The sequence below is a fragment of the Mycobacterium sp. 012931 genome, from assembly GCF_000419295.1.
In the GTDB taxonomy this organism is placed as follows: Bacteria; Actinomycetota; Actinomycetes; order Mycobacteriales; family Mycobacteriaceae; genus Mycobacterium; species Mycobacterium marinum.
Map to the genome: position 1 here is coordinate 3,242,050 of NZ_AOPX01000001.1, position 25,172 is coordinate 3,267,221.

Consider the following 25,172-nt stretch of genomic DNA (forward strand, 5'->3'; position numbering starts at 1 on the left):
CGACGCGGCGCTTTGGGCAAAAATCCGGGCGTGGCTCCGTTGTCGGTTGATCCCGAGGCGCTGTCGGGCGCCGGCAGTGCCGTGACCGCCGCGGGCGATGCCTTGGCGGCGGCATTGAGCTCGCTGACCACGGGCTTTTCGGCCAACACCGGTCAGGATACGGCCGGCGAGGTGTTCGGGCTGGCTTATCAGGACGCGGCGGAGTCGTTGGTGAAAGCGGCGGGGGCCGGGATCAACGCTTTGCGCCACAACGGCGCCAAGATTCAGCTCTCCGCGTCGAACTACTCGGCTGCCGAGGCGGCCTCGACGCTGGGCGGGGGAGCCGGCGTCTTGCCTGCGCCGTCGGAACCGGCGCAGTTCACGGCTCCCGGAGCGCCGGGGACGCTAGGTTCCGGGGTGCTTGCTCCGGCGTTGTGGTCGGTGGTCGAGGCCTTCGTCGGTGACCTGTGGCCCAACGGGGATGTCGCGGGCTTGCACGCGGCCGCGGGGCACTGGCGCGACTTCGCGGCGGCCCTCAACGGCGTGCAGGGCGCACTGAACTCTCCGAAATCGGTGGTGGCCGGACAAGACATTCCCGAAGGCGTACAGATTCAGCAGGTCCTATCGGCAATCGGCTCCGATCTGGCCGGCGTGGGGGCACAGTGCCGGAAACTGGCCGGTGCACTCGACGACTTCGCCGATGAGGTGGCCGACACCCAGGACGCGATCCGGGATCTGTTGGATCGATTCGGGTCCGTCTCGGGGCTGTGGAATCAGGTGGTGGCCATTTTCGAGGGTGATGCGCTCGACGAGATCAAAGAGATCGCCGAGGACATCCGGGCCGTGCTGAGCAACCTGGGGCGTCAGGCCCGCGCTCAACAGCAGCTGATGCAGCAAGGGATGCAGGCCATCGACGGCTTGGTGGTGGGAATGCAGCGCTACGTGCGCGGTCAGCTCACCCAGTTCCTCGGTCAAGATGTCGGCAATCCACTGGCGACCGTGTTCGACGCCTACACCAATACGCAGGAAGGAGTTTTCAAAGCCGCTGTCGGGATGGTGGAAGGCATCGAGCAGCTCAACCCGCAACGTTTCCTGATCGACCCGCAGGGGGCGGCGGAAACCTGGAAAGCCATGACCAAGACGGGATTGATCAACCACTTGCTCAACCCCGAGGAGGCAGTCGCCGCGGACAAAGAGATGGTCAAAGGGCCTCTGCACCTTGAGGATTGGCGCCGCGATCGGCCGGGACTGGGTTTCGGGGGAAACCTGTTCGACGTCGCGACACTATTTGTTCCGGGAGCCGGGGGAGCCGGCGCGGGTGCCAAGGGCGCTGCGGGAGCCGCGCGGGCAGCCGAGGTTGGTGGCGAGGCGGCCGATGCCGCTGCGGCAGCCGGTCGGGGTGGTCGACTGGCCGGTGAGGTTGGTGACCTCGCGGGCGCCGGCCGCACACTGGGCGACATCGGCAAGACCGGTCGTGGTCTGACCGAGGATCTGGCAAATCTGGGCGGTGATCTACCCAAGGCTGATCCCCCCGTCGGCGGTCGCCCGGTGGCCCTGCCGCCCCCGAAGCCGGCAGGTGCCCCGATCGAGCCGACGCCGCGTCCAGTGGAATCGGTGCCACCCGGCAAGCCGGCCCTCGAGGCGCCTTCCGGGGCGCCCGGTTCGGTCGTCCCTGGCAGGTCCGAACCTGCGTTCGGCCCGCATGACCCGGCATCGGCGCCAGTGGCCGGATCTCATCCAGCAGCAACGGCGGTGACGCCGGGTGAGCGGGTGTCGCCGGTCACCCCGCACGTGGGTGAACCGGCACGAGCGCCGGGTGTTCCCGTCGGCGCTGCCGCTGGGCCGGTACCTGCTGGCGCGCATTCGGCACCGGCCGCAATACCGGCCGCGCCCGGGGCCCACGTGATGACCGGCGCGGGTCGCCCGGCTGAGCTATCAGCGCCGCACGGCGGTGTTCCACACGGGCTTGGCGACGCCGGTCCGTCCGGGGGACATCCGCACGGATTGCCCCCGCACGGCGGTGGTCCACATGGACCGGGCGACGCGTCCCACGGCGCTCGCCACGCTGAACCACCGCGCGACGGCACGGCTCATGGGACTGCAGATGGAGGTGATGCCCACGGGGACGATGTGTCAGGTCACGGATTGAGCGCGGAGAAGCGTGACGAAATCATCGCGATGCCAAAGGGGAGTCGCCCCGACCCATCCGAGTACTTATCACCCGAATATATTCAGGGTCATCTTGACAGATTCACTGACGGCGCGACCCGCTTTATGCCGGAAAGCAATCTCGATAAATATGGGATCGCGCAACGCGACGGCACCTCATTTGTAATGCCAAAAAGCGAAGCCGACGTTATGATCGCGGGCACGGGCGGTGACTTGCGTCTTATGGAGGAAGAATTGGGCTTGCCCGAGGGATTTCTCGACTCAAACCAGATTGTCAGGATCGACATCGAGGATCCTCGGCAATTTAACCTCCGGATTCCTTCCGGTAATGAAGCGGGTGCCAACGAACAATGGATTCCGGGAGGGCGCCTGCCCACTGGCGCCTCAGAGGCGGTTGTGGACGGCGGAAAAATCCCCCAGGGTGACTACACTGTGACGGATGTCTTCGAGGAGAAATGAGATCGAATGAAGTTTGATGACACATATTTTTCACGAGAAGACAGATACTCGATTGGCATCGAATCCACTTCGAGCCGGTACTACGCATCGATACCGGTCAGCAACGGGATCGTTGACTACGAGGAGTATTACGAGCTTACTCGAGACCAATACGACAATTTCTTGCGCGACAGCTCGGCGGCAATTGCCTTCATCGAGGCTTGCCGTCGCCGTGAACACGATGACTTGCTCCTGCAGCGGCCTGGCAGCAACAGGGGGACGCCGGTGTGATGTGGCGCCTTCCGGGTCATGGTCGGACCCGGATTGAAGTGATGAGCGGATCAATTCGTTGACATTAGGATGGTTTCGACAACCCATTTGCCGTGATATTCGTTTAAAGGATATTTTAGCGCATTGCGATAGCGGCGCGAGAAGGGCCTCTGTGGACATTCGGTCGTGCCCTTCTGATGGGTTGAATATGGGATAAATGATGTGCGCCATTGACTTTGGTAGCTGTTGGCGAATTTTGCGGTGGAGGTCGTTGCCATCGGGGTGGCCGATGAGCTACCGAATTACCTTGATATCGGCGTCGAGGCCAGGGTGAAACGGTAGGCACGGGCAACTCCAGACCAACGACGAACAGTAACCAACTCGATCGTTCTCCAGATAGCCCGTGCCTACACTCCGGCCCCAATAGCGCGGCACCAAAGATCATCAACCCAGCTCACAAGCCTGCTAATCAACAACGCCGGAGCCCTGGCGCCGAGGCAAAGCGTGCTGCGTTCCTGGCCCCCGACGCCTGCGCCGGCGCCACCTAACCCGCCGTCCAACAACACGGGTCCATCTCTGTTGCCATCGATCAACGCGCGCCGCCGGGCATGCCGGGAGGTTCGTCACGGTGACGCTCAGCTGGTGTGCCGACGAACGCCGGGCTTGGTGTGCGCTGGCGTGCACACCCCGAAAGCACCACAGGCCTCACAATCCACAGAAGCACCACAAGTTCGCCGAGTCGGCGCAAGCCTTGGGAGAGCGAACATTCCGCTGACGTCGGTAAACATGCGCGGTGACGAAAATCCCGCCCGACACGGACTGGGCCGACACCAGAGATGTCGCCGTCTTGCCCTATGTTGAGGCGTCCGACCAACTACAGATCGAGGACGCAGATGCACGACGACAACGCGGGACTGTCGGCGACCGAGCTGCTCGATCTCAATCGCGACTTGCAGGGCTCTCGCGCCATTCGCCTGCTCGCCACCACCAACCTCAGCCTTTACGCGACGCTCATGGAGCGCCACCTCAGCGACGGGGCGCTGCCTGAGACCGAGCTCGTCGTACAGCTCGAGCGCGACCTCGAAGACGTCAACGATCCGCAGCCCGGGCTCGCCCTGATCAAGTCCTGGGCCGCGCAGGGCTGGCTGCACCGCATCGTCGACGAGCGCCACGGCCAGAATGTCTGCTATCTGACCCAGGACGCTCGCCGGGCGCTGGACTTTCTCCGCGGCTTGCGTCGCCAGGACACCATCGCCACCGGCGGCTCGATTACGGGCATCGCCGCGCGCCTCAAGCAAGTGGCCGTCAAAGTGGATAACGACCCCGCCCGGATCCGCAAACACATCGAAGCCGAAATCGCCGCGCTCCACGAGGAGCTTGACCAGCTCGATGCTGGCCAGCGTCCCCAAACCGATGTCACCGACTGCTACGACGAGGCCCGCGCGATCGCCCTGCAGATGGAACGCCTGATCACCGATATCGGCCAGTACGGCACGATGATCGAGCGGGCTACCTCCGCCCTCGATGAACCCATCGATTCCAACGCCGAGTACCGCGACCGCCAACGCCAGATGTACAGCGACTACCAGGCCGCATGGGACTCCCAGGGCCGCGACTCCCACCGCGCCTTCCTGCGCATGATCAACGACCCCGACCAACGCGCCGAGTTCGAGGCCGACGTCGCCGCCGTCGCCGAAGCCCTGCCCAGCCTCGACCCGGCCCTGCGCAAGGTCATGGCCGGCTTCTTCGAGCTCGTGGGCCATCAGATCGACGAAGTCGAGCGCATCCAGCAGCGCTGCGCCCAGCGCGTCAAACGCTTCACCGCGTTCGGCACCATGGAACAGAGCCGCGGTGTCGCCCGCCAACTCAACGAAGCCATCGCCGCAGCCCGCGCCCTGCTCAAGTCGTCGTTCACCGACTCACGCCTGGACATCGAGGTCCCGCTGGCGCGGCACGCGATCAGTTCCGTCGGTGCCCTCGGCTTCCGGATCGGCGACCTGTCCAACCCCAAGCCCGCCAAACCCGGCGACACCGAGGTCGACCTCACCAGCTTCGCCGCCTTCACCACCCAGGTCGACGCGCCCGCGATGTCCGACATGCTCAACCACGCGATCACCGCGGGGCCTGTCGCGCTACCCGACGCCGTCGCCATGCTCGACACCGCCTACCTGGGCCACGTCATCGTGCTGTGGTCCTGGGCCCTCAAACAGCCCAACCCCGACACCGCCGAGTCGACCGCCGTCCGCTTCCGCTCCCTGGACGGCCGTGACCTCGAAATCGCGGTACCTCGTTTGACATTTACCGAGCCCATCAACACCATCGCCGGAGCCAGCACGTGACCCTCCAAGACGATGAAGTCGACATCGACTTCTCCTCACTCCCTCAGGTCGACCAGAATGCCCGCCCACCGGTTCAGCGCCGGCCGCGCTTCGACGGCGATGTCTCCGAACTGCCCGACCGGGCCTGTTGGGCCCTGCAGCACCTGCTTACCCGCCGCTACATCAGCGCCGAAGCCGACGCCGACGTCTACAGTTGGGTGCTCGAATACCGCAAGGACCTGGCCGTCCGGCTCTCCGAACTCGACTTGCTGCTGCGCATCGTCGACGCCGCCGATGTCGCTTTTGTCGAACAGGCCCGCTACGAGTCTGCGAGGGGAATCAAGCTTTTACGCCGCGAGCCGCTCGGCACCTACGACTCGATCCTTGCCCTGCACCTGGCCCAGATGATGCGTGCCTCCGGTGGGCAGACCGTCCTGATCAGCCGTGAGGAGATGCACGGCCTATTCTCCGGGGTGCTCAACGACACCGACCGCGACGCGGTCTCGTTCGCCGGCCGCATCGACGGCGCCATCGCCCGGCTGACCGGCCTAGAGATCCTGCGCAAGACCCGCGACGACGAGGACAGCTACACGATCAGCCCCGTCATCACCGCCGTGATGACTGCCTCGGTGATCACCGAGCTGCAGCAGCAGTTCGAGCAGCTGCTCAACGGCGGTGCGCCAGCAGAGGAAGAAGAACCCGAAGGTGACTGAACAGTTCCACCTGTCTCGGCTGCAGGTCATCAACTGGGGCGTGTTCGACGGCTACCACTCGATCCCGTTCAGCGTAGGCGGCGCACTCATCGCCGGAGCCTCCGGCAGCGGCAAATCGTCACTGCTGGATGCGATTTCGCTGGGATTCCTGCCGTTCAACCGCCGCAACTTCAACGCGTCCGGAGACAACACCGCCGCCGGGTCCAGCGCCGGGCGCCGCACTGTCGACAAGTACGTCCGCGGCGCCTGGGGCCAGCGCAGCGACGGCGGCACCAGCCGGGTGATGTATCTGCGCGGCGACGGCACCGCCTGGTCGGCCGTGGCCGTCACCTACGCCAGTGACTCCGGCCGCACCGTCACCGGCCTGGTGCTCAAATGGCTGACAGGCGAGTCCCGCAACGACTCGTCGAGCCGCTTCGTACTCGGTGACGGTGACCTCGACATCGAGGAAGTCTGCAACCGCTGGGCCTCCGGCCGTTTCGACGCAGGAGTCTTCAAAGAAGACTGGCGGTTTTCCACCAAGGTCGAATCGCAGTACCTCGCCCAGCTCTACGCGGCGATCGGCATTCGCGCGTCCGACGCCGCCCAGCAGCTGCTCGGTAAGGCCAAGTCGCTGAAAAGCGTTGGTGGGCTAGAGCAATTCGTCCGCGAATTCATGCTCGACGAACCCGACAGCCTGGCCCGGCTGCCCGAGGCGCTCAAGCAGATCGACCCCCTGGTCGAGGCTCGCGAACTGCTGGCCGTTGCGCAGAAGAAACGCAAGATCCTGGGCGACATCGAACAGATCCAGCAGCGCTACGCCTCGGAGTCCTCCGACCTCGGCATCATCGACCTCGTCGACGCGCCGATGGTGCGCGCCTACACCGACCACGCCCGGCTTGCGCAATGTCCCGCCCAGATCGCCACGCTCGACGGCACCGTCGACCAGCTCGAAAACGAATACGAGGACGTTACCCGCAGCCTCAATCTGGCCAAGGCCGAGGCGGATTCGCTCAACGCGCAGATCAGCGGTTCCAGCGCGAACATCGCTCCGCTGCAATCGCAGGTCACCGCCGCCGAGACCCAGGCCGAGCAGGTGGAGCGCCGCCGAACGACCTACGAGGACATGCTGGCCGCCCAGGGTATCGAAATACCCGACACCGCAGACGAGTTCTGGAACCTTCGCGAGGAACTGCTCGCGCAGGCCACCGAACTGCTCGCCAAGGTCGAACGAAACCGAGAGGCATCCACCGACGCCGAGTACGCGCAGAAGGCTGCCCGCATCGCCCGCGACGATGTCGCCAAGGAGCTCAAGCGCGTCGAACACGTCGGTTCGGCGCTGCCGGAGTTCGCGCTCGCGATGCGCGACCACATCTGCGCTGCAATCAAAGTCGACGCCGCCGAGCTGCCCTACATCGCCGAACTGCTGGATCTCAGGCCCGGCCAGACCCGCTGGCGCCTCGCTGTCGAGAAGGTGCTGCGCGGGGTGGGCTTGCGGCTACTGGTGCCCGACCAGCATTGGGAGAAGGTGCTGCGGTTCGTCAACGAGACCGACATGCGGGGCCGACTGCAGCTGCACCACGTGCGGGCGAAGTTCCTCGGCGCCGAACCTGCTGAGCCCGAGCCGAACACGTTGGCGGGCAAGCTTTTCCCCGTCGATCCGAAGCATCTTTGTGCCGCCGAAGCTGTCGACGTCATCACCGGAGCCGGCGACCATGTGTGCGTCGATACTCCCGACGTATTCTCGCGGTTCCGCCGCGCGGTCACCGACACGGGGCTGTACAAGGACTCCGACCGGTTGGCCGTCAAGGATGACCGGCGACCGGTCAAGCTGTCCGAGTACCTCTACCAGGGCGACGTCACCGCGAAGATCAACGCGCTGACCGTCGAGCTGGCGGCCGCCGAGGAGGCCTATCAGAAGGCCCGCCGCACCGCCGACGACATCGCCGCCCAGCGCCAGCAGTGGCGCGACCGGACGGCGGCGTGCAAGGCGATCTGCGAGCAATACCCGCAGTGGAGTCAGATCGACACCGAGACCGCCGACGGGCATGCCGAGCGGCTGCGCGAGCAGTACGAACTGCTGATGGCCGACAATCCCGACATCGCGGCGCTCAACGCCCGCGCCGACGAATGCTGGTCGCAGATTCAGAAACTGATGACGCGCCGCGGCGCGATCCAGACGCGCCGCGACAGCCTCGACGAGCGGCGCACCCGGCTGCTGGAGCTCCAGGAGCGGCTGTCCCCGGCGTTCGTGTCCGAGCCGTTGACAGAGCTGCTGCAGCGCTACGCCGCGCAGCTGCCCGTCGCGCTAGAGCTGCTTGACCCGGAACCTCACCGCGATGCGCTGTTCGCCGCGATCAAGAAGGAACGTGAACAACTGCGTGAAAGCCGCCGTCGTTCCTATGACGAATTGGCCCGCATCCTGAACACGTTCGACACGTCGTTTCCCGATGCGATTCCGAATGACTCCGACGATTTTGACGAGCGTGTGCACGATTACGTCGCGCTGTGCCGCCACATTGACGAACGCGAACTTCCCGAAGCCTACGAGCGGATGATGCGGCTGGTCACCGAGCAGGCGCCCGATGCGATCCTCACGCTGCACCGTGTCGCCGAGCAGGAGGCGCGACGGATCAGCGGCCAGATCGACCGCGTCAACACGGGTTTGGCGGCGGTGGAGTTCAACCGTGGCACCAGGCTGACGTTGCGGGCGACCCCGCGGCACCTGGTAGCGGTGGATGAGCTGACCCAGATCGTGCGGTCCATCTCGCGGCGCATCGCCGAGGTCGGGCTGGGCGACAAGCAGGCGATCCTCGACCAGTACGCCGAGATCCTCCGACTACGCAACCGGCTGGCCTCCACGGCGCCGGAGGACAAGGCGTGGACGCGCGACGCGCTCGACGTGCGCAACCGGTTCACGTTCGACTGCGCCGAATGGGACGTCGACACCGAGGAACTGATCCGCACGCACAGCAACGCCGGCGACAACTCCGGTGGCGAGCAGGAGAAGTTGATGGCGTTCTGCCTCGCCGGCGCGCTGAGATTCAACCTGGCCAGCCCCGAAAGTGACAACAACAAGCCGGTTTTCGCGCAGCTGATGCTCGACGAGGCGTTCTCGAAGTCCGACCCCCAATTCGCGCAGCAGGCGCTGCACGCATTCCGCAAGTTCGGCTTCCAGCTGGTGATCGTCGCGACGGTGCAGAACGCCACCACCATCGAGCCCTACATCGACAGCGTGGTGATGGTGTCCAAAACCGAACCCACCGGCGGCAACGCGCGACCGGTGGCGTCGGTGGCGACCAGGACGATCTCGGAGTTCACGTCGCTGCGACAAGAGATGCGCAAGACGGCGGAACGAGTACCAGCCGGGGTGTGAGGCACACCGGACTGGTTCGGTGGCTGGTTGTGGCGCTCCGCGGATCTTCACGCATCGGTCTGCGCGCAAACCGGGTCGAACGCTGACGCCGCGTCGTTACTCGTTGCCGTCCGTCTTCTCATCGGAGATATTGCGTCCGATTTCGTTGCGATCAGGGAGCAGGATTCGCCGCGTCGATCGGGTGACCACGGGTGGTTTGCCGTCGACGGATTTGACCGGGACGCTCGGCGGAACCGTCAAGCGGCCTTTGACCGGCTGGCCATTGGGCACGCCCGGGGCGGTCACCCGCTTTTCGGCCGGCTTTTCCTTGCTGCCCCCGGTGCCGCCGGCACCCATTGCACCCGGCGGCATCATGGGCATGCCGGTCGCCCCCATCGGTGTGGAGCTCGACGGTGTGCCACTCGTGGACATCATTGATGCGGGCTTGGTCGGCGCCCCGGCAGGAGTAGTGGGCGGCGATGACGTCGGCACCGGCGGCGGGCCCAGATAGCCCGTCGGGATGGTGCCACCGCCACCGCCTCCGCCGCCTGTGCCGAGCTCACCAGCTCCGCCGCCGCCAAGACCGGGTTCGCTTTCAAGACTGTCGACCAGCCTGGCCCCGTCCGCGGCCTCCAAGCCCTCAACGCCGGCGGATTGCTGAAGCGCGCCCATCAGCGGCTGCAGCGCGCCCTGCCCGGCCTGCAGCGCCTGCTGGGGTATTTGCGTCAGCGGGCCGAGCACACCGCCGAGCGCACCGCTGAGCGCACCGCCGATACCCGATGCCATCTGCGGGATCATTTGGGCCATTCCGTCGGCGCCCACGCCTTGGAACTGTTGGGCGGCATCGGCCTCATTCGCCGGGAACTTCGCCGCGGCATCGGCCGCGTGGGCTCGGCGATCGGCATCATCGGCGGCGATCTCGCCGTTTACGGGTCCCAGATCGGCGTTGGTGGCCATGCCAAATCCCGCCATCGCAGCATCAACCGGTGACGTTCCGCCAGGGTGGACAGGTCCGGGTGCCAGCGGTATCGGCGCCGGCATGCCTGTCGCGTGGCCATAGCTTTCCGGAACGGAGTTGATGGTCATGTGGGTCTCCTCATTGACATCGCCGCCATTGCCCAGGCTAGGTGATAGTTCGCTGCCGTGCGGTTGCCGTCGATCAGGGCGTCAATGGCTGCCAGCAGCATCCAATCGGTGGCCTCGGCCAAATCATGGTGCGGGTATGCCGCAAGAACCGAACGGTGAATGTCGCTGGCCCTGTCGCGCAGCAACTCCGCCTCGTTGTCCGGCACCCCGTAATTGCGTGCGGCGGCCACCGCCACCACCTGCGCAACCCGGGGCAAGCCGTCGCGGCGACGCACGTGCTCGGCCAGCGTTGGCCCGAGTTCGTCGATCTCGGGAGCGATCCGCGCCGCGCGGTCCCCGGCCAGTTTCGGCGCGTCTCTTCCCGGCTCGCCAATGTAGCCGTGCGGTTGGTGCACTGCCGAGATGGTGACCGCACCCAGCAAGTCGGCCGCGCCGATATCACTGCGCCGCGTGGCCGGTTCCAGCAGGGTCACGTGCGAGGGCAGCCGAACATGGGGTGGAATCCAGCCGCCAGCAAGGTCGGTGACCAGCAGCGTGGTTCGTCCGTCGTCGCGTAGTCCGGCGGCCCACGATAGTCCCGGTTCTTGACGGGCCACCGCATCGACGATGCGACGCAAGCGTTGCTGCTCGGCAGATCGTTTCGCTGAGTCGCCAGTCACCGCCCCGGTGGTGGCAGCGGCTGTCGCGCCGGCCATCGACGTCGGCCCGCTCGTAGTTTGAGCCTGGGCGGCATCGTGGGCGGCGGATTTTGCGACCGGTGACACCATCGACCCACCGGCGGACGGTGACGATGAGGGTGAGGCCACCGGCGCGCCTGACACTGGGCCGGTCGGTGCTGAAGGGACGGCTGGCGGCGCAACGGTCGGTGGACGCAGATCAGAGCCGTAGGCGGGCAGCGGCCCCGCGGGCGCCCCGACCGCCGGTGCTACCGATCCAGTGACAGGGCCGCCGGCCATCATCGGGGCTACGGTCGTCACGCCGCCGGTCATGTCGCTGGTCGGTGGTGCCACAGGCGGAGGGCTTGTGGGGGCCGCACCAAGGCCTGCGTCTGGAACATGGGTGAAACCCGCACCAGTGGCTGGGACGGTCGAGGGGGGTATGAGCGGCGCCGCCGGAGGAGCGGTCGTCGGGGGCGGGGGCTCAGTGGCCGCGGTCATTGCGCCGGCAGATATGGAGTTCGCACCGGCTGCCGCCGGGGCGCCCGTCGACATTCCATTCGTAAAAGACTGAGCCAGGGACTGTGGCGATAAGGGGGGAGCAGACGCTGCAGGTGTCGAGACGCCGGGGATTGATGGGCCTCCGACGCCGACTGCGGGGGCACCGGGCTGGAGGGGCGAGGGGGCGGGGGTGAAGCCAGTCGGCGACGCTGGTGCGCCTGGCAGTCCCCGAATAGCTCCACCAAACGTTGTGTCTCCTGGTGAAGGCGTAGGCGCTACCACAGCAGAAGTCGAAGAACCGTGGGACGCAAGGGCTCCGCCGACAGTTGACGATGGCGGTGGCTCTGGCGCAATCTCGTTAGGGGCCGATGCGTCCTGCAGAGCCAAACCTAACGTTGATGATTCGGGCGGGGTGTGCGGTGGGGAATCCAGGTCGTTTTGGGTGATTGGGAGTGTCGGTGGTGGGCCGTCGATGTCCGCGCCAAGCTGACTCAGCCAGGTTCGCGCATTGCCGCCGATGGTTGCATCGAGTACCCGCTGCGTCGCGTCTATGATGTTGGACATCGTCGTTGCTGCCGCGTTGGCGGCTTCGCTGTTTCTCTCAGCGATAACGGCGTTCACCGCAGCAACTTTTGCTTCTGTTGGCCCTTTGCCGGACAGAATTCGGTCAGTCTCATCATTGCCCGAATGAGCGATGTCGCGCAGCCGATCACGCAGGTTGTTGACTGCATCGACTACACGGCCGCTCTGGACACTCTTAGTATCGCACTGGTCGCCGATAGCGGTGAGACGTTGTTCGCCCCGCCAGTAACGGTCCATTAGGTCGTCGGCGGTGCGGCCCTGATTTACTGCTAATTGCGATCGTTCGTTCTGGAGATCGCGCGCCTCGTTATGCTTGATTGCCCCCGCCCCGCGCCAGTAAGTAGCACCGGTCGCGGGTGCGTCTGGCAATGCGGGCCACCAAGCGCCGACCAGCCATGCAGACCACTTGCCGGGTGGTAGGTCAGCCCCCACCACAGGTCGCCCTCATTTCCGCATCCTTGGCGATGACGTCGTCGGCCGCTGCCCGCCATGCAGGATCGCCACGTCCAGTCGAAAAGCTCGCTACGGCATTTGCATTGGTGTAGGCCTCGGCCAGTGCAAAGGAGGCGTCGCGCTCGTCGGGAGCCAGCGCTGGGGCCGTACGCAGTGCTTGCTCCAACATCGCCGCGCCATTCACACCAGTTACGCGGGCGAGCGCTGGATCGCCGCCATTGGTGTCAATCTGCACAGAACGCGCAGCCAGCTTGTACACCTCACACAACTTCTGATGCGCTGCGGCGATCTCCTCAGCTGTATATGTCGGCGAGGCTGTCGTTGTTGGGGCCGCGGCGGATCCTGCGTTCCCTGGGCGCGTGAGTGCCACAACTAGTGCTGCGGCCCCGAGCACAACACCCACTATGGCGATGATGGCCAGGGCGACGAGTGGCCACGTGCGCGGGCTTGCTACCGGCTGGGGAGGATAGTTCGGTACCCATTGCGCGGCGGGTGGGGGGTTAGTAGTCACGCCACAAGGCTATTCGTTGCCGTAAATGTGTTGCCGTGAGTGGAGCATGGGTCATCGTTGATGACCTTCGCGAGGATGCGTCGGCGGTGGTGGTAGCCAGAATCGAGCTGATATGTCGTCAGCCATGATATGAGCCTCCCGTCGCTGGCGCTGACCTTGCGGTCCAATCGTGGATTGGATAGGCGCATCGGGCAACTCACCTGCCCGTGTGGAGATATCGGCGGGTGGGTCTGCCGCACTGATAGGCGACAGTTTCGGCTACGCGGCCTGGGTGGCGCGACTGATCATGATTGCTTCGAATCTGACGGGGGCAACCGGCCAAGAGCGACTTGCCGACGGCGGCGGTCGTAGGTGCGTTTCGGTCCAGGTAGCGATCGCGATGCGCAGGTGCTCGCGGGTTTCCCAGCGGCGGCGACCGAGCACGTTCTTTCGCAGGAGGCTGAAAAACGACGCCATAGCGGCGTTGTCGCCGGCGGCCTGGACGCGACCCATGGCGCCGACCGTGCCGACCATGTCGTGGCGGGCCAGAGCGTGGACGAATGTATTGCTGCGATGGTGGCTACCCCCGTGGATCGGTTGATTGTGCTGGCAACGCGGCCGTGGCGCCCCTTTTGTCGCCGTTTGAGACCGGGGGGAATACCGGTTCTAGCGCCGCACGTGAGAATTCCGCGCGTTGCTCCGCTGACGGTGAATCCAGAGGGACGCCGAGTAAGACGGCAACGGCCGACAGGGCACCTTCCGGCCATGTCTCGGAGCGAGGTGGGGCCTGCCGTTCGGGTAGTGGGTGGTCGTCGTGGCCTGGGTGAGGCCATTCCTGTCGCGGCCGATTCCCACTCTCGTGGCTGTTGGGCTGGCGACGATGTCGAGGACAGATGTGGTTGCCACACCTCCAGGAGTGCGCGAGGGGGCCGATGCTTCCGCAGTCCCTTCTCCGGAGTGCAGGAGCATCGAGTGAATGGCGACAACTCATGCCGTAAGGCAGAATTCGCGCGTGGCTCCTTCGGCGTCGACTCCGTAGGATGTCCACCGCGGGTGGCCCGGGTGGCTGCCGAAGAGTCGTCATCAGCGGCGCTACGAGGCAGGAGCCGGTACGTTTTCGCCGATATGGATGACCCAAAACCCCGGAGGGTGCAGTGCAGCTTCGCTACATAAGTATCCCTCTGCTGATCGCCGAAGCCGGTGGTGATCCGTGGGCGATAGATCAAAGCCTCCAAGCGGGTCGCCCGGCGCAGATTTCGGACCTGGGGGGGCGTTTCATGCTGCCGGCCGGTGCACCGCGGAGGCGGACGCCGCGTTTGATCAGGCCCGGCGCCGCTTCGAGGAAGCCTGGAATCGGCAGAACGGCGAGCACCCGATCAACGACTCCGCTGAGGTGCAGCGAGTTGCCCAGTCGCTGGGCGCCCAGTCCCTGGAATTACCCAAGATCGGGGTGGATCTGGAAAACATCGCCGCCGCTTTGGCCGAGGTGCAGCGATCCTCGAGTGGGAAGATCGCTGGACTCGAGGGTCAGCTGCGGCAACTCGATGATGAGATCGGCCAGGCAGTGATGCTTGAGAGAAACCACCAGCTCACCGCTGAGGACAAGGCAGCACTGGATGCTTTCATGCACGCGTGCGAAGACGACGCGATTCGCGACACCCAGGCTGCCCTGGCTGAGCTGAATTCGATCCGCGACGGGTATTCAAATTTCCTGAGAACCGCGGAGAAAAGTCTGGCTGTCGACGGGTTCGACCCCGCTCGGATTTGGGGCGCCGACAATCACGAGCCGGAGTCGGCTGAACAAGCTGAACAAGACGTCCATGATGCACTCGCTGGTGACCAGGGTGCGGCTGGACGAGTCAATGCTGTACTGGGTTCTATCACCCCCGATCAGTTGGCGGGCAAGGTTCCGTTGACCGCCGAGCAGGCCTCGGTGTTGAGCCAGTTGCAAGCTCAAGAACACGGCATGTCCGTTGAGGCGCTCGCGGCCGCAGAGCAGCGCCTGGGCGCACAAAGGGGCATGATCGCCGATTCTTGGCAGCTGATGAGCAACCCGAATATGAGCTTCCCCAAGACTCCGCTGACCGTCGGGGCCAAGCAGGGTTCCGACACGGTAAAAGGTGGTGTTACGCAATTGCCTGAAAGCGTCCAGCAGGCGTTGAATTCGCCGGGAGCACTCTTCACACATCAAATGAACGACATCGCCGGTATCGTCAAGGACGGGGACAAGGGCTTTCAGACGAATACCGAGCTGGATCGCGCAATGATTCACAAGGCATCGGTCATGATGGACACGCCGATCTGGCATGCCGACCCTGCCAGCCAAGGCCAAGACGTCGAACGCGATCCCGTTCTAGACCCGGCGGTCTCCAATGCCCTCTCGGCGGTCTCGCCGGATCACCAGGTGGTGCATGACACCATCACCGGAGCCGACCACGACAAGTTCCTGGAAAACATCACCCACCATTACTGGAAGGACAACGGCCAAGGTGTTGGGTCGCTGTTTTCCTGGACGGGAGACCCTGCGGTGGTGCAAGGTCCGCAGGAAGGGATCGCCGCCGACACCGCCCACGCCTACAGTTCATACATCGGCAACAACCAGCAGGAGTTGCTGCACCTTCCGGGGAACCACACCCTTGGCCAGGTGAACCCGAACCTGGTCCGCGATATGGCCCACGGGCTGGGGCCCTACGTCAACAACATCGCCGAGACATCTGGGGGATTACCGGGATTCGGTGATCCGCTGGACGGCAAAACCCTGTCTGGTGCGCTGCCGGTGGCCAAGGGTGTCTTCTCGGTGCTGAGCAGCGACAACGAGGCGGCCCAGTACTTCAACGGCCAGGCATACGCGCAGGCCGTGCTTCACGAGGGCGCCTTTGCCGCTGATCCCACGCATTCGGGTTACAACCAGCATCTGTACGACGCCGCGACGTTGCGGGCGCTGGTCGACGTCGGGGCCCACAACGGGTTTCAAGCCAACGAGGACAATGGCTATCACCAGGATGTCTCGGAATACCAGTCCAAGAAATCGGCATATGAAACGGGCTTACAAGGTCTCACCGCAGCTGGTGGCTTTGTCCCCGGGGTCGGCCGCATCGCTGGTCCTACCATCGGCGTCCTGGGCCAGAACCTGGAAAATGGCATCCTCGGGCCAGCACCGACCGCGCCGACCGAAAATCCGATACAGCCCATGTCTTTGGGCATGGCCGACCAGGAGATCCTCAACGCCATGCTCGGAACGGGACATACCGTCACCGGGTTGCCGCCCGGTTACATCGTCTACGACGACCACCCCAACGGGCGCATCGCGACGCTGGAAGAACTTGAGCCGCAAGGCGTTACCCCCGGTCAATACAGCAACGTCATTGGTCCCGCTTTGTCGCAGTCGCTCGAACCCAGGCCGCCCAGCGAGAGCTTGTCCCCGGATGCGGCGTTGGTCAGCCGCTACGACGATATCGTTGGTGTCCCGCACCCCGATCAGGGCAGGAAGTGATGCGAATCCGACCCGAGTTGCGAACCATCGCAGCGTTTTTGGCGGTTGCTGTGCTGTTGGTCGGCGGATGCGGTTCGGGTGGGCGCTCGGGTGAGGGTCCGGCCAGTACGTCTGCGGTGGCGCCGGCGGGCTGGCCTGCGGCGCTGGACGATTTCACTATGGTGTGGACGGCCGAACCCGGTATCGACGTGACCGCGTGGCCCGCGGTGGTGGTGCGTGCCTACACCGAGTCGTTCCTGCTGGCCTCCATCACCCGTGATGACAAGTATCTTTATCCGGGTTTTGCGCAGTCGGTTGATCCCAACAAATCCATCCACGATCCGATCAGCACACAGTTTCTGTGGCCCAAGACCGACGACCCGCGGGAGCCTCGGTGGGTTGGCACCCAGCGCGATCACATTCTGTCGGTGACGACATCCGGCCGCGACGTGACGGTAATAGTCTGCGAATACACGTTCGGCGTCGCCAGTGAAAGCTATTTGCGTGGAGGATGGTGGCGCGCGCATGTTGTAGGGCCAGAACCGTATTCGGGTATCGATAAGATGCGGATCACCATGACCGCTCCTGTCAAGCCTGTTGCGCCGCTGCCCGCCCAGCAGGGACCGGCGCGCGCGCCGTCGATCGATGTTTTCGCCGGTTGGAGGATCACCAGCCGCCAGGGTGGGTGGTTCGTCGCAGCTGGAGTGGGGTCGGACTGGCCGGGTGCTGCCGAAGACAGAGACACCTGTCTCGCGAAGGCGCCCCCGCACCCCGACCTTGTGCCCGGCGAGGAATATGACCGGTCGTTGTTTCCGACCCTGCCGGCGTCTCCCGGCTGGCCGTCAACGAGCGCGAATGCATGAGAAGGTCAAGCCTCGCAGCGTTTTTGGGGTGAAGGTTCGACGAGTACGCCTGCGGCGCCGCCGCGGGTTGGCCTGCGGCGCTGGACGATTTCACCCTGGTGTGGACGGCTGAACCCGGTATCGACGTGACCGCTTGGCCCGCTGTGGTGGCGTGCGTGTGCACCGATGAGTCCGGTTCGGTTGAGGTAGGGCCACTGAGCTGAGACGACGGGACGGTGGCGCCCAAGGCGGAGAAGACAGTTCCGGGACTACCGAGGTCGGCTCAGAACTCCGCTTACACCTTCCAACCGTCCTTGCAACACTTCGACAACATCTCTCGATGTCGGCGCGCTGGCGTGTCAAGGTAGCGCATGCCCGGCAGCCGATGGATGAAGGGCGCCGTCGTCATCGGCGTGTTCGGGGTGGTGTTGACGACCATCCCGCCGGTGGCCGCCGACACCTCCGGGGTGGTGGCTCCGCCCTCGCCAACCGCGCCGTGCGACGCCATCAGCCCCATCGCGGTCCCGTGTGTTGCGCTCGGCAAGGCCACCGATGCGTTCGGCGCTGAATGCCGCCGGGTCGGCATAGCCGACGCGCACTGTGTTCTGCCATTGGCGCACAAGGTAACTCAGGCTGCGCGGGACGCCTACCTGCAATCTTGGGTCCACCGCGTGGCGCAGTTCCAGTACGCGCTGCAGGACGAGTTGCCGCTACGGCAGGCCCAGTGGCTGGGCACCCACAACTCGTTCAACAGCCTCAGCGAGTCTTTCACGCCCTCGCATGCCGACTCGAACCAACAGCTTTCGCTGGCCCAGCAGCTCGATATCGACGTCCGTGCGCTGGAGTTGGACCTGCACTACATCCGGCGGCTCGACCTCGTCGGCGGACGTGGGGTGACGGTGTGTCACGGGCTCGGACCGGACAAGGCCAACCTGGGCTGCACCACCGAACCGGCCTTTGGCAACGTGCTACCCGAAATCGCCAACTGGCTCGGCACGCCGGCACATTCCGATCAGGTCATCCTGCTCTACCTTGAAGACGAGTTGAAGGACGCGCGCGCGTACGCCTCGGCGGTTGGCACCCTTGACGGTGTCTTGCGTCGTCCGGACGGCAGCAGCTTCATCTACCGACCCAACCCGGCCCAGCGCGCCGCAGACGGCTGCGTGCGGCTGCCGCTTAACCTGTCGCGCAATGACGTTCGCGCATCTGGTGCACAGGTTGTGGTGGTCGGCTCGTGTGCATCCGGGTGGGCGTCGGATGTTTTCAACTGGGACGGTGTCGAGGTGGAGAAGGGCTCCACCTCCGGCTACCGGGCCTACCCGGCTTGCGACGCCACCTACGGCGCGGGCACCTACGCCTCCAGACTGGTCCGCTACTACGAGGACTCCACTTTGGTCTCCGCCCTGGTCAAACCGACCCGGCCGCCGACGGATCCGGAAGCACTCGCACCGGCGAAAGCCAAAGCCATGATCGACTGCGGCGTCAATCTGTTTGGCTTCGACCAGCTGCTGCCAGAGGACGGACGGATCCAGGCGTCGCTGTGGAGTTGGGCACCAGATGAACCTCGCGCCGGCGCCGGCGAGTGCACCTTGCAGGACCGGGACGGACGTTGGGTGTCGGCGCCGTGTACCGACGCGCACCCCGCGGCCTGCGTGACCGCGGCGGGAACATGGGCGGTGACCTCGACGGGCCGTCACGTTCGCGGGTGCTCCGTTGGCCTGCACCGCCGCTGGGGCCGATTTTGCACTGCCCCGATCCGGTGATCAGAACTCCCGGTTGCACGCCGTGTCCAGCTTGGTCGGGGGTGCGTGGGTGCGATACACCCTCTCGCCGGGAACCTGACGCGCGCAGGGTGGTCAGCGGCCCTAACGGCCAAAGAATCCCGATTGCTCCGTGCGGGTGTTGATGGCGCCGGAATCGTACTTGCCGGAGTTCATGAAACCGGAGTTGTAGCCACCGCTACCCGAGTTGAAGAAGCCAACGTTGGAACCGCCGCCGCCAGCGCCCACGCCGGACCCCGCCACGCCGCCGACACCAGGTTCGCGATCGATGAGCGGAAAGACTGCGCCGCCGCGCCCAATTCATCGGACAACCCAGCCCAGGCCGCCGACGCCTGCAACATCGGTCCCGAACCCGCGCCGGAATAGATCAACAATGAATTGATCTCAGGCGCCCGCATAACGTAATTCATTCCCAGTGAAGCCTTCCCCCGTGCACACCGATGCGAGTCGCCAATTCGGCGATCACGAAAGTCCATTTGCCGCAGGGGCAGAAACTTGGTTTCCGAAATCCGGGCTGATCCGCTCACGAACTGCGTCTGACAGCCGCCGGTGGTTTCTGAGTGACCCCCGCGTCATGACGACGTCGCCGGGGGAGCGGGCTAGTCGCCGCGGTCAAGTAGCGACGAGGACCCCAGCACCCGCTGGATCTCGACTTCGATGACCACCCGTCGCGGGTTGGGCCGGGGGGTGCGATAGCGCTGTGCGTAACGCAATTCCGCGTCACGCACGGCGTCGAGGTCGTTGTTCACCAGGGCATTGCCTTCCAGTGACAGCCACCGCGCACCATCCACTTGGCTGAGCACCGCGATCCCGCCCCGGTCGGCGTTGACCGCCTTCTGGGAACCGCCGGTGGTGATGACGCGTGCGATGTGGGTGTGGGGATCGAAGGTGAACCCCACCGCCACCACGTGAGGTGAGTTGTCGGCCCGTAGCGTGGTCAACATGGCCAAATGGCGCTCGGAGAGAAACGCCAGCGCGTCATTGGTAAGCCGGGTAGTCGTCTTGGCCATCGCTACCCACGCTAGCGCAGGCGATAATCGCAGCCGTGGACGACACGAGCGCAGGTCCGGTGGTAATTTTCGGCGGTCGCAGCGAGATCGGCAGTGAACTCGCGCGTCGGCTGGCTCCGGGGGCGACGGTGATACTGGCGGCGCGGGGCGGCGACCAGCTTGACGTGCAGGTCGCCGCCCTGAAGACCGCCGGCGCGGCGGCGGTGCACACCCGCGAGTTCGACGCCGACGACGTGGCCGGCCACGGCCCGTTGGTTGCCTCGATCGTCGCCGATCACGGGCCGATCGGTACCGCGGTGCTGGCTTTCGGGATCCTGGGCGACCAGGCCCGTGCGGAGCGCGACGCCGAGCATGCCATCGCCATTGTGCACACCGACTACGTCGCTCAGATCAGTCTGCTCACCCACCTGGCGGCGGCGATGCGCACCGCCGGCCGCGGGGCGCTGGTGGTGTTCTCCTCGGTGGCCGGGGCGCGGGTACGTCGCGCCAACTATGTCTACGGATCGGCCAAGGCCGGCCTGGACGGCTTCGCCAGCGGATTGGCCGACGCGCTGCACGGCACCGGGGTGCGGTTGCTGATCGTGCGGCCCGGTTTCGTCATCGGGCGGATGACCGAGGGCATGGCCCCCGCACCCCTATCGAGCACCCCGGGCCAGGTGGCCGCCGCCACCACGCGGGCACTGGCCAAAGGGTGGCGCACCGTCTGGATTCCGTGGGCACTGCGGCCGATGTTCTTCGTGCTGCGGCTACTGCCGCAATTCCTGTGGCGAAAGATGCCGCGATGATTGTCGTGGTCGGTATCGGCGCCGACGGCATACCCGGGCTATCCGATGCGTCGCGCTGCGAACTGCAAAGAGCCACAATAATTTACGGCTCCAAACGGCAGCTTGACCTGCTCGATGAGACGGTCACCGCCAGTCGTCGTGAGTGGCCGTCGCCGATGCTGCCGGCGCTGCAACAACTGCCCGCCGATGGACCCGACATCCACGTTGTCGCCAGCGGCGATCCACTGATGCACGGCATCGGCGGCACCCTCATCCGGCTGTTCGGCCCCGAACACGTCAGGGTCGTGCCGCACGTTTCCGCGGTGACGCTCGCGTGCGCCCGAATGGGCTGGAACGTGCATGACACCGAGGTGATCAGCCTGGTCACCGCGCCGCCGCACACCGCGCTACGCCGCGGCGGGCAGGCGATCATCTTGTCCAACAGCAAGGCCACGCCCTCGCAGCTGGCGGCGCTCCTGCATGCGCACGGCAGCGGTGACTCCGAATTCAGCGTGCTCGAACAGCTCGGCGGTCCGGTCGAGCGCCACCGCCATGGCACCGCCAGAAAGTGGGCCGCCGAGGCCCCCGTCGACGTCGACGACCTCAACGTCATCGCCATCCGCTATCTGCCCGAGGCGCGGGTACTGGCGCCGCCCGACGACGCCTTCGCTCACGACGGCCAGATCACCAAACACGGCATCCGCGCGCTGACCGTGGCGGCCCTGGCGCCGCGGCCGGGTGAGCGACTATGGGACGTCGGCTCGGGCTCGGGCAGCATCGCCGTCCAGTGGTGCCGCAGCTGGCCGGGCTGCACCGCGGTGGCTTTCGAGCGTGACGAGCGGCGCCGGGCCAACATCGAATCCAACGCGGTGTCCTTCGGGGTAAGCGTCGATGCGCGCGGCGAAGCGCCGCTGGCGTTCGAGGGCACCGCCGAACCATCGGCGATCTTCCTCGGCGGTGGCCTGACCCAGCCCGGTTTGCTCGACAGCTGCCTGGGCCATCTGCCCACGGGCGGGCGCCTGGTCGCCAACGTGGTCACCGCGGAGTCGGAAGCCGCGTTGGTGCACGCGCACTCGCGCCTCGGCGGCCAGCTGCGACGATTCCAGCACTATCAGGGCGAGCCGCTGGGGGGCTTCACCGGCTGGCGCCCGCAGATGCCGGTCACCCAATGGGCGGTGACCAAGCGATGACGGTCTATTTCATCGGCGCCGGGCCGGGGGCAGCGGATCTGATCACGCTGCGCGGTCAACGGCTGCTCCAAAGCTGCCCGGTGTGCCTGTACACAGGCTCGATCATGCCCGATGACCTACTCGCTTACTGTCCGGTTGAGGCGAAAGTCGTCGACACCGGTCCGCTCACCCTCGAGCAGATCATCACCGAACTCGCCGCCGCTCACGCCGCCGGCCACGACGTGGCCCGGCTGCACTCGGGTGACCCGTCGCTGTACAGCGCGCTGGCCGAGCAGTGCCGCCGACTCGACGCGCTGGGCATCGGCTACGAAATCGTTCCGGGCGTACCGGCGTTCGCCGCTGCCGCGGCCGCACTCAAGCGCGAGTTCACCGTGCCCGGGGTGTCGCAGACCGTCACGTTGACCAGGATTTCCACCCTGTCCACGCCGATGCCGCCGGGGGAGGACCTGGCTGCCCTGGCCAAGCCCGGCGCCACGCTGGTGCTACACCTGGCCGCCGCGCAGATCGATGCCATCATCCCGCAACTGCTGGCCGGAGGCTACCGACCCGAAACACCCGCCGCGGTAGTCGCTTTCGCCAGTTGGCCGCAACAGGCCGTGCTGCGCGGCACGCTGTCCGACATCGCCGCACAGATGCACAACGCCAACATCACCAAGACCGCGGTCATCGTCGTGGGCGACGTGCTGGCGGCCGACGGCTTCACCGACAGCTACCTGTACTCGGTGGCCCGCCGGGGGGCGCATTGACGCGGCTATTGCTGCTCGGCGGCACCAGCGAGGGGCGCGCCCTGGCCGCCCGGCTACATCCGCAGGTCGACCTGGTCAGCTCGCTGGCCGGGCGGGTGCCCGACCCCGCGCTGCCGGTTGGCCCGGTGCGCATCGGCGGGTTCGGCGGTGTCGACGGGCTGCGACGCTGGCTCGTTGACGAGCGCATCGACGCCGTGGTGGACGCCACCCATCCGTTCGCGGCGACCATGACCGCCCACGCCGCCCAAGTCTGTGCCGAACTGGCCTTACCCCACATCGTCTTGGCTCGCCCACCATGGGATCCGGGGGCGGCCCTGGTGGTGAGATCCGACATCGAAGCGGCGGAATCGGTAGCACAACAACGGTTCTCGCGGATATTTCTGACCACCGGCCGATCCGGCACGGCGGCCTTCATCGACAGCGACGCATGGTTTCTGATTCGCGCGGTCACCGCGCCTGACGGCGCCTCGTTGCCGCGTCGTCACCAGCTGGTGCTCTCCCGGGGGCCATACCACTACGACGACGAGGTGAGGCTGCTGCGCGAACACCGGATCGACGCACTGGTCACCAAGAACAGCGGCGGCGCCATGACCCGCGCCAAACTGGATGCCGCTGGCGCACTCGATGTCCCGGTGGTGATGGTGGCGCGACCGCGGCTACCGGCGGGCGTGAGCAGTGTGGGCACGGTCGAGGAGGCCGCCGCTTGGGTCGCGCGCCTGCGCTAGCTACGTCAGCCGGTTAGATCGTCGCGCTCGTTGTCGGCGAGCAGCGCGTCGCGCGCCCGGGCGACACGGGACCGGATGGTCCCCACCGGGCAGCCGCACACGGCGGCGGCGTCGGTGTAGGACAGGCCCAGCAGCTGGGTCAACAGCAGCGCCTCCCGCTGATCGGAGGTCAGCTGGGCGATCATCGTGGTCACTTCCACCAGGTCTTCGAAGCCGCGAGCGCGCCGTCCACGGTCAAGGAGCAGCTCGGGGTCCACCCCGTGTGCGGCGCGCGGCCGTGCTTGCAGGTGGCGGATGTGATCGGCCACCACCCGCCGTGCGATCGCCAGTAGCCAGGTTCGAGCACTGGACCGCCCGCCGAACCGCCGGATGGCGCCGATGGCGCGCAGGAAGGTCTCCTGGGTCAGATCGTCGGCGCTGCCCGCGTCCGACAGGTAGGCCACAAAACGCCACACGTCTTGCTGGGTGGCTTTGATGAACGCTTCGAATGCCCGCGCGTCACCATCCGCGGCCGCCAGAGCCAATGCTGTGACGGCCTCGTCGTCCGGTGACGTGGTCATGGGCAAATACCTTAACCGGGCAGGTGCGGCGCCCTACGACCGGCCGTCGTAGAGCGCCGCGGCGGGGCCGCCCCACGCCGCAGCGCCGGGGAAGCGACACGCTGAAACCGGGATCGTGGGACACTCGTTCGCGATATGCGTCCCTCAAACCCGCGGTCGGCGGTAAACCGGCGTCAGTTGCTAGCGGCGATGGCTGCGTTGGTCCCGCTTTCGGCATGCGCCAAAGCGGCCAGTGATCAACACTTGGCCTCGACGATGGCGGTGCCCAGCCCGGACCTCGAAAGCCGCTTTGCTGAACTCGAGCAGAAGTACGAGGCACGACTGGGGGTGTACGTGCCGGGAACCGACGCGACGGCGGCGGTCGAGCATCGCGGCGATGAACGATTCGCCTTCTGCTCCACGTTCAAGGGGTTGCTCGGTGCCGCGGTCCTGCACCGGTATTCGATTGCCCATCTCGGCACGGTGATCACCTACAACAGTGCCGATATCCGGTCGACGTCGCCGATCACCGAGCAGCATCTGGCGACCGGGATGAGCATCGGCGGGCTGTGCGATGCGACGATTCGCTACAGCGACGGCACCGCGGCCAATCTGTTGCTCCAGGACATCGGCGGTATCGCGGCCTTCAACGAGTACCTGCGGAGCCTGGGTGACTCGGTAAGCCGGCTTGATCAGATGGAACCAGAGCTGAACCGCAATCCGCCCGGAGACGTGCGCGACACCACCACCCCCCCATGCCATCGCTATGGACTATCAACAGGTGGTTCTCGGTGACGCGTTGCTCCCCGAGAAGCGCGACAAGCTGATCGACTGGTTGGGGCGCAGCACCACCGGCGCCAAGCGAATCAGGGCCGGATTCCCGGCTGACTGGCGGGTGATCGACAAGACCGGCTCGGGCGAATACGGACGGGCCAATGACGTTGCGGTGGTGTGGTCACCGGGTGGCACGCCCTACGTGGTGGCGATCATGACCGATCGAGTCGGCGGCGGCCCCGAGGCCCCCTGGTGTGATCCGCTGGTAGCCGACGCGGCCAAGTGCGTGGCCGACGTTCTCGCACAGTGGTCTGCCTGAGCCTGCATTTGCCTGAATTGG

General features: G+C 65.8%; 15 protein-coding genes and 7 pseudogenes. 13 read left to right on the forward strand and 9 right to left on the reverse strand.

Going from position 1 to position 25,172, the window contains the following annotated elements; genetic code table 11:
* Positions 1 to 30 precede the first annotated feature (30 nt).
* Entirely contained in the window at positions 31 to 2,607 is a 2,577-nt protein-coding gene (locus MMSP_RS14320) for a hypothetical protein (protein WP_020787196.1), read from the forward strand.
* Positions 2,608 to 2,613: 6 nt separating this feature from the next.
* A complete protein-coding gene (locus MMSP_RS14325) occupies positions 2,614 to 2,877 on the forward strand; it encodes a hypothetical protein (RefSeq protein WP_011740305.1) in 264 nt (87 codons plus the stop codon).
* 301 nt (positions 2,878 to 3,178) lie between these two features.
* Here the strand turns inward: MMSP_RS14325 and MMSP_RS27545 are convergent.
* Positions 3,179 to 3,301: pseudogene (locus MMSP_RS27545) on the reverse strand (transposase); the annotation flags it as partial.
* Between the two features lie 448 nt (positions 3,302 to 3,749).
* Between MMSP_RS27545 and MMSP_RS14330 the strand changes: the two are divergent.
* The 3 genes from MMSP_RS14330 to MMSP_RS14340 are packed head-to-tail and all read left to right on the forward strand — an operon-like array spanning position 3,750 to position 9,242.
* Complete coding sequence (locus MMSP_RS14330) at positions 3,750 to 5,195, forward strand: DUF3375 domain-containing protein (protein WP_020787197.1); 1,446 nt, start codon at positions 3,750 to 3,752, stop codon at positions 5,193 to 5,195.
* A complete protein-coding gene (locus MMSP_RS14335) occupies positions 5,192 to 5,887 on the forward strand; it encodes a DUF4194 domain-containing protein (RefSeq protein ID WP_015355679.1) in 696 nt (231 codons plus the stop codon). Before MMSP_RS14330 ends, MMSP_RS14335 begins: the two co-directional genes overlap by 4 nt.
* On the forward strand, positions 5,880 to 9,242 hold the full coding sequence (locus MMSP_RS14340; RefSeq protein WP_020787198.1) for an ATP-binding protein: 3,363 nt from the start codon (positions 5,880 to 5,882) through the stop codon (positions 9,240 to 9,242). Before MMSP_RS14335 ends, MMSP_RS14340 begins: the two co-directional genes overlap by 8 nt.
* Positions 9,243 to 10,022: 780 nt before the next feature.
* On the opposite strand, the pseudogene MMSP_RS29840 reads toward MMSP_RS14340, so the two are convergent.
* From MMSP_RS29840 to MMSP_RS28525, 4 genes and pseudogenes are all read right to left on the reverse strand, one after another.
* Positions 10,023 to 10,127 (reverse strand): annotated as a pseudogene (locus tag MMSP_RS29840) (hypothetical protein); the annotation flags it as partial.
* A 176-nt stretch (positions 10,128 to 10,303) separates the two neighbouring features.
* Positions 10,304 to 12,478 carry a DUF5631 domain-containing protein gene (locus MMSP_RS27220; RefSeq protein WP_158420144.1) on the reverse strand — a complete coding sequence of 725 codons (2,175 nt, stop codon included), beginning with the start codon at positions 12,476 to 12,478 and terminating at the stop codon, positions 10,304 to 10,306.
* Entirely contained in the window at positions 12,468 to 12,758 is a 291-nt protein-coding gene (locus MMSP_RS29845; protein WP_317742248.1) for a hypothetical protein, read from the reverse strand. Before MMSP_RS29845 ends, MMSP_RS27220 begins: the two co-directional genes overlap by 11 nt.
* Before the next feature lie 536 nt (positions 12,759 to 13,294).
* A pseudogene (locus tag MMSP_RS28525) lies at positions 13,295 to 13,574 on the reverse strand (integrase core domain-containing protein); the annotation flags it as partial.
* A 569-nt stretch (positions 13,575 to 14,143) separates the two neighbouring features.
* On the opposite strand from MMSP_RS28525, the pseudogene MMSP_RS14370 reads away from it, so the two are divergent.
* From MMSP_RS14370 to MMSP_RS14380, 3 genes and pseudogenes are all read left to right on the forward strand, one after another.
* Positions 14,144 to 16,482: pseudogene (locus MMSP_RS14370) on the forward strand (hypothetical protein).
* A complete protein-coding gene (locus MMSP_RS14375) occupies positions 16,482 to 17,324 on the forward strand; it encodes a hypothetical protein (protein WP_015355684.1) in 843 nt (280 codons plus the stop codon). Before MMSP_RS14370 ends, MMSP_RS14375 begins: the two are co-directional and overlap by 1 nt.
* Positions 17,325 to 17,674: 350 nt before the next feature.
* Positions 17,675 to 19,145: pseudogene (locus tag MMSP_RS14380) on the forward strand (hypothetical protein).
* A gap of 23 nt (positions 19,146 to 19,168) precedes the next feature.
* On the opposite strand, the gene MMSP_RS28530 reads toward MMSP_RS14380, so the two are convergent.
* The 3 genes and pseudogenes from MMSP_RS28530 to MMSP_RS14385 form a co-directional block, all read right to left on the reverse strand.
* Positions 19,169 to 19,327, reverse strand: coding sequence for a hypothetical protein (locus MMSP_RS28530; RefSeq protein ID WP_231507077.1), 159 nt, complete (start codon positions 19,325 to 19,327; stop codon positions 19,169 to 19,171).
* Positions 19,315 to 19,494 (reverse strand): annotated as a pseudogene (locus MMSP_RS29850) (PPE domain-containing protein); the annotation flags it as partial. The gene MMSP_RS28530 and the pseudogene MMSP_RS29850, both read right to left, overlap by 13 nt.
* 189 nt (positions 19,495 to 19,683) lie before the next feature.
* The gene (locus MMSP_RS14385; protein WP_012394745.1) at positions 19,684 to 20,094 is read right to left on the reverse strand and encodes a F420-dependent biliverdin reductase; all 411 of its coding nucleotides are present in this window, start codon (positions 20,092 to 20,094) and stop codon (positions 19,684 to 19,686) included.
* A 35-nt stretch (positions 20,095 to 20,129) separates the two neighbouring features.
* On the opposite strand from MMSP_RS14385, the gene MMSP_RS14390 reads away from it, so the two are divergent.
* From MMSP_RS14390 to MMSP_RS14405, 4 genes are read left to right on the forward strand one after another with little or no spacing between them, the layout of a single operon-like run.
* Positions 20,130 to 20,879 (forward strand): SDR family NAD(P)-dependent oxidoreductase, encoded by a 750-nt coding sequence (locus MMSP_RS14390; RefSeq protein ID WP_020787207.1) that lies wholly within the window; start codon positions 20,130 to 20,132, stop codon positions 20,877 to 20,879.
* Entirely contained in the window at positions 20,876 to 22,048 is a 1,173-nt protein-coding gene (locus MMSP_RS14395) for a bifunctional cobalt-precorrin-7 (C(5))-methyltransferase/cobalt-precorrin-6B (C(15))-methyltransferase (protein WP_015355687.1), read from the forward strand. The genes MMSP_RS14390 and MMSP_RS14395 overlap by 4 nt, the downstream gene beginning before the upstream one ends.
* The gene (cobM, locus tag MMSP_RS14400) at positions 22,045 to 22,794 is read left to right on the forward strand and encodes a precorrin-4 C(11)-methyltransferase (RefSeq protein WP_020787208.1); all 750 of its coding nucleotides are present in this window, start codon (positions 22,045 to 22,047) and stop codon (positions 22,792 to 22,794) included. Before MMSP_RS14395 ends, cobM begins: the two co-directional genes overlap by 4 nt.
* Positions 22,791 to 23,519 carry a cobalt-precorrin-6A reductase gene (locus MMSP_RS14405; RefSeq protein WP_036426527.1) on the forward strand — a complete coding sequence of 243 codons (729 nt, stop codon included), beginning with the start codon at positions 22,791 to 22,793 and terminating at the stop codon, positions 23,517 to 23,519. The genes cobM and MMSP_RS14405 overlap by 4 nt, the downstream gene beginning before the upstream one ends.
* Positions 23,520 to 23,524: 5 nt before the next feature.
* On the opposite strand, the gene sigC is transcribed toward MMSP_RS14405, so the two are convergent.
* The gene (gene sigC, locus MMSP_RS14410) at positions 23,525 to 24,079 is read right to left on the reverse strand and encodes an RNA polymerase sigma factor SigC (RefSeq protein ID WP_012394740.1); all 555 of its coding nucleotides are present in this window, start codon (positions 24,077 to 24,079) and stop codon (positions 23,525 to 23,527) included.
* A gap of 135 nt (positions 24,080 to 24,214) precedes the next feature.
* On the opposite strand from sigC, the pseudogene bla reads away from it, so the two are divergent.
* Positions 24,215 to 25,151 (forward strand): annotated as a pseudogene (gene bla, locus MMSP_RS14415) (class A beta-lactamase).
* The last annotated feature ends 21 nt before the right edge of the window (positions 25,152 to 25,172 follow it).

Coding starts and splice junctions, on each gene's coding strand:
- MMSP_RS14325 (WP_011740305.1), top strand. CDS start 2,614: ATGAAGTTTGATGACACATATTTTTCACGAGAAGACAGATACTCGATT.
- MMSP_RS14330 (WP_020787197.1), top strand. CDS start 3,750: ATGCACGACGACAACGCGGGACTGTCGGCGACCGAGCTGCTCGATCTC.
- MMSP_RS14375 (WP_015355684.1), top strand. CDS start 16,482: ATGCGAATCCGACCCGAGTTGCGAACCATCGCAGCGTTTTTGGCGGTT.
- MMSP_RS14385 (WP_012394745.1), bottom strand. CDS start 20,094: ATGGCCAAGACGACTACCCGGCTTACCAATGACGCGCTGGCGTTTCTC.
- MMSP_RS14395 (WP_015355687.1), top strand. CDS start 20,876: ATGATTGTCGTGGTCGGTATCGGCGCCGACGGCATACCCGGGCTATCC.
- cobM (WP_020787208.1), top strand. CDS start 22,045: ATGACGGTCTATTTCATCGGCGCCGGGCCGGGGGCAGCGGATCTGATC.
- sigC (WP_012394740.1), bottom strand. CDS start 24,079: ATGACCACGTCACCGGACGACGAGGCCGTCACAGCATTGGCTCTGGCG.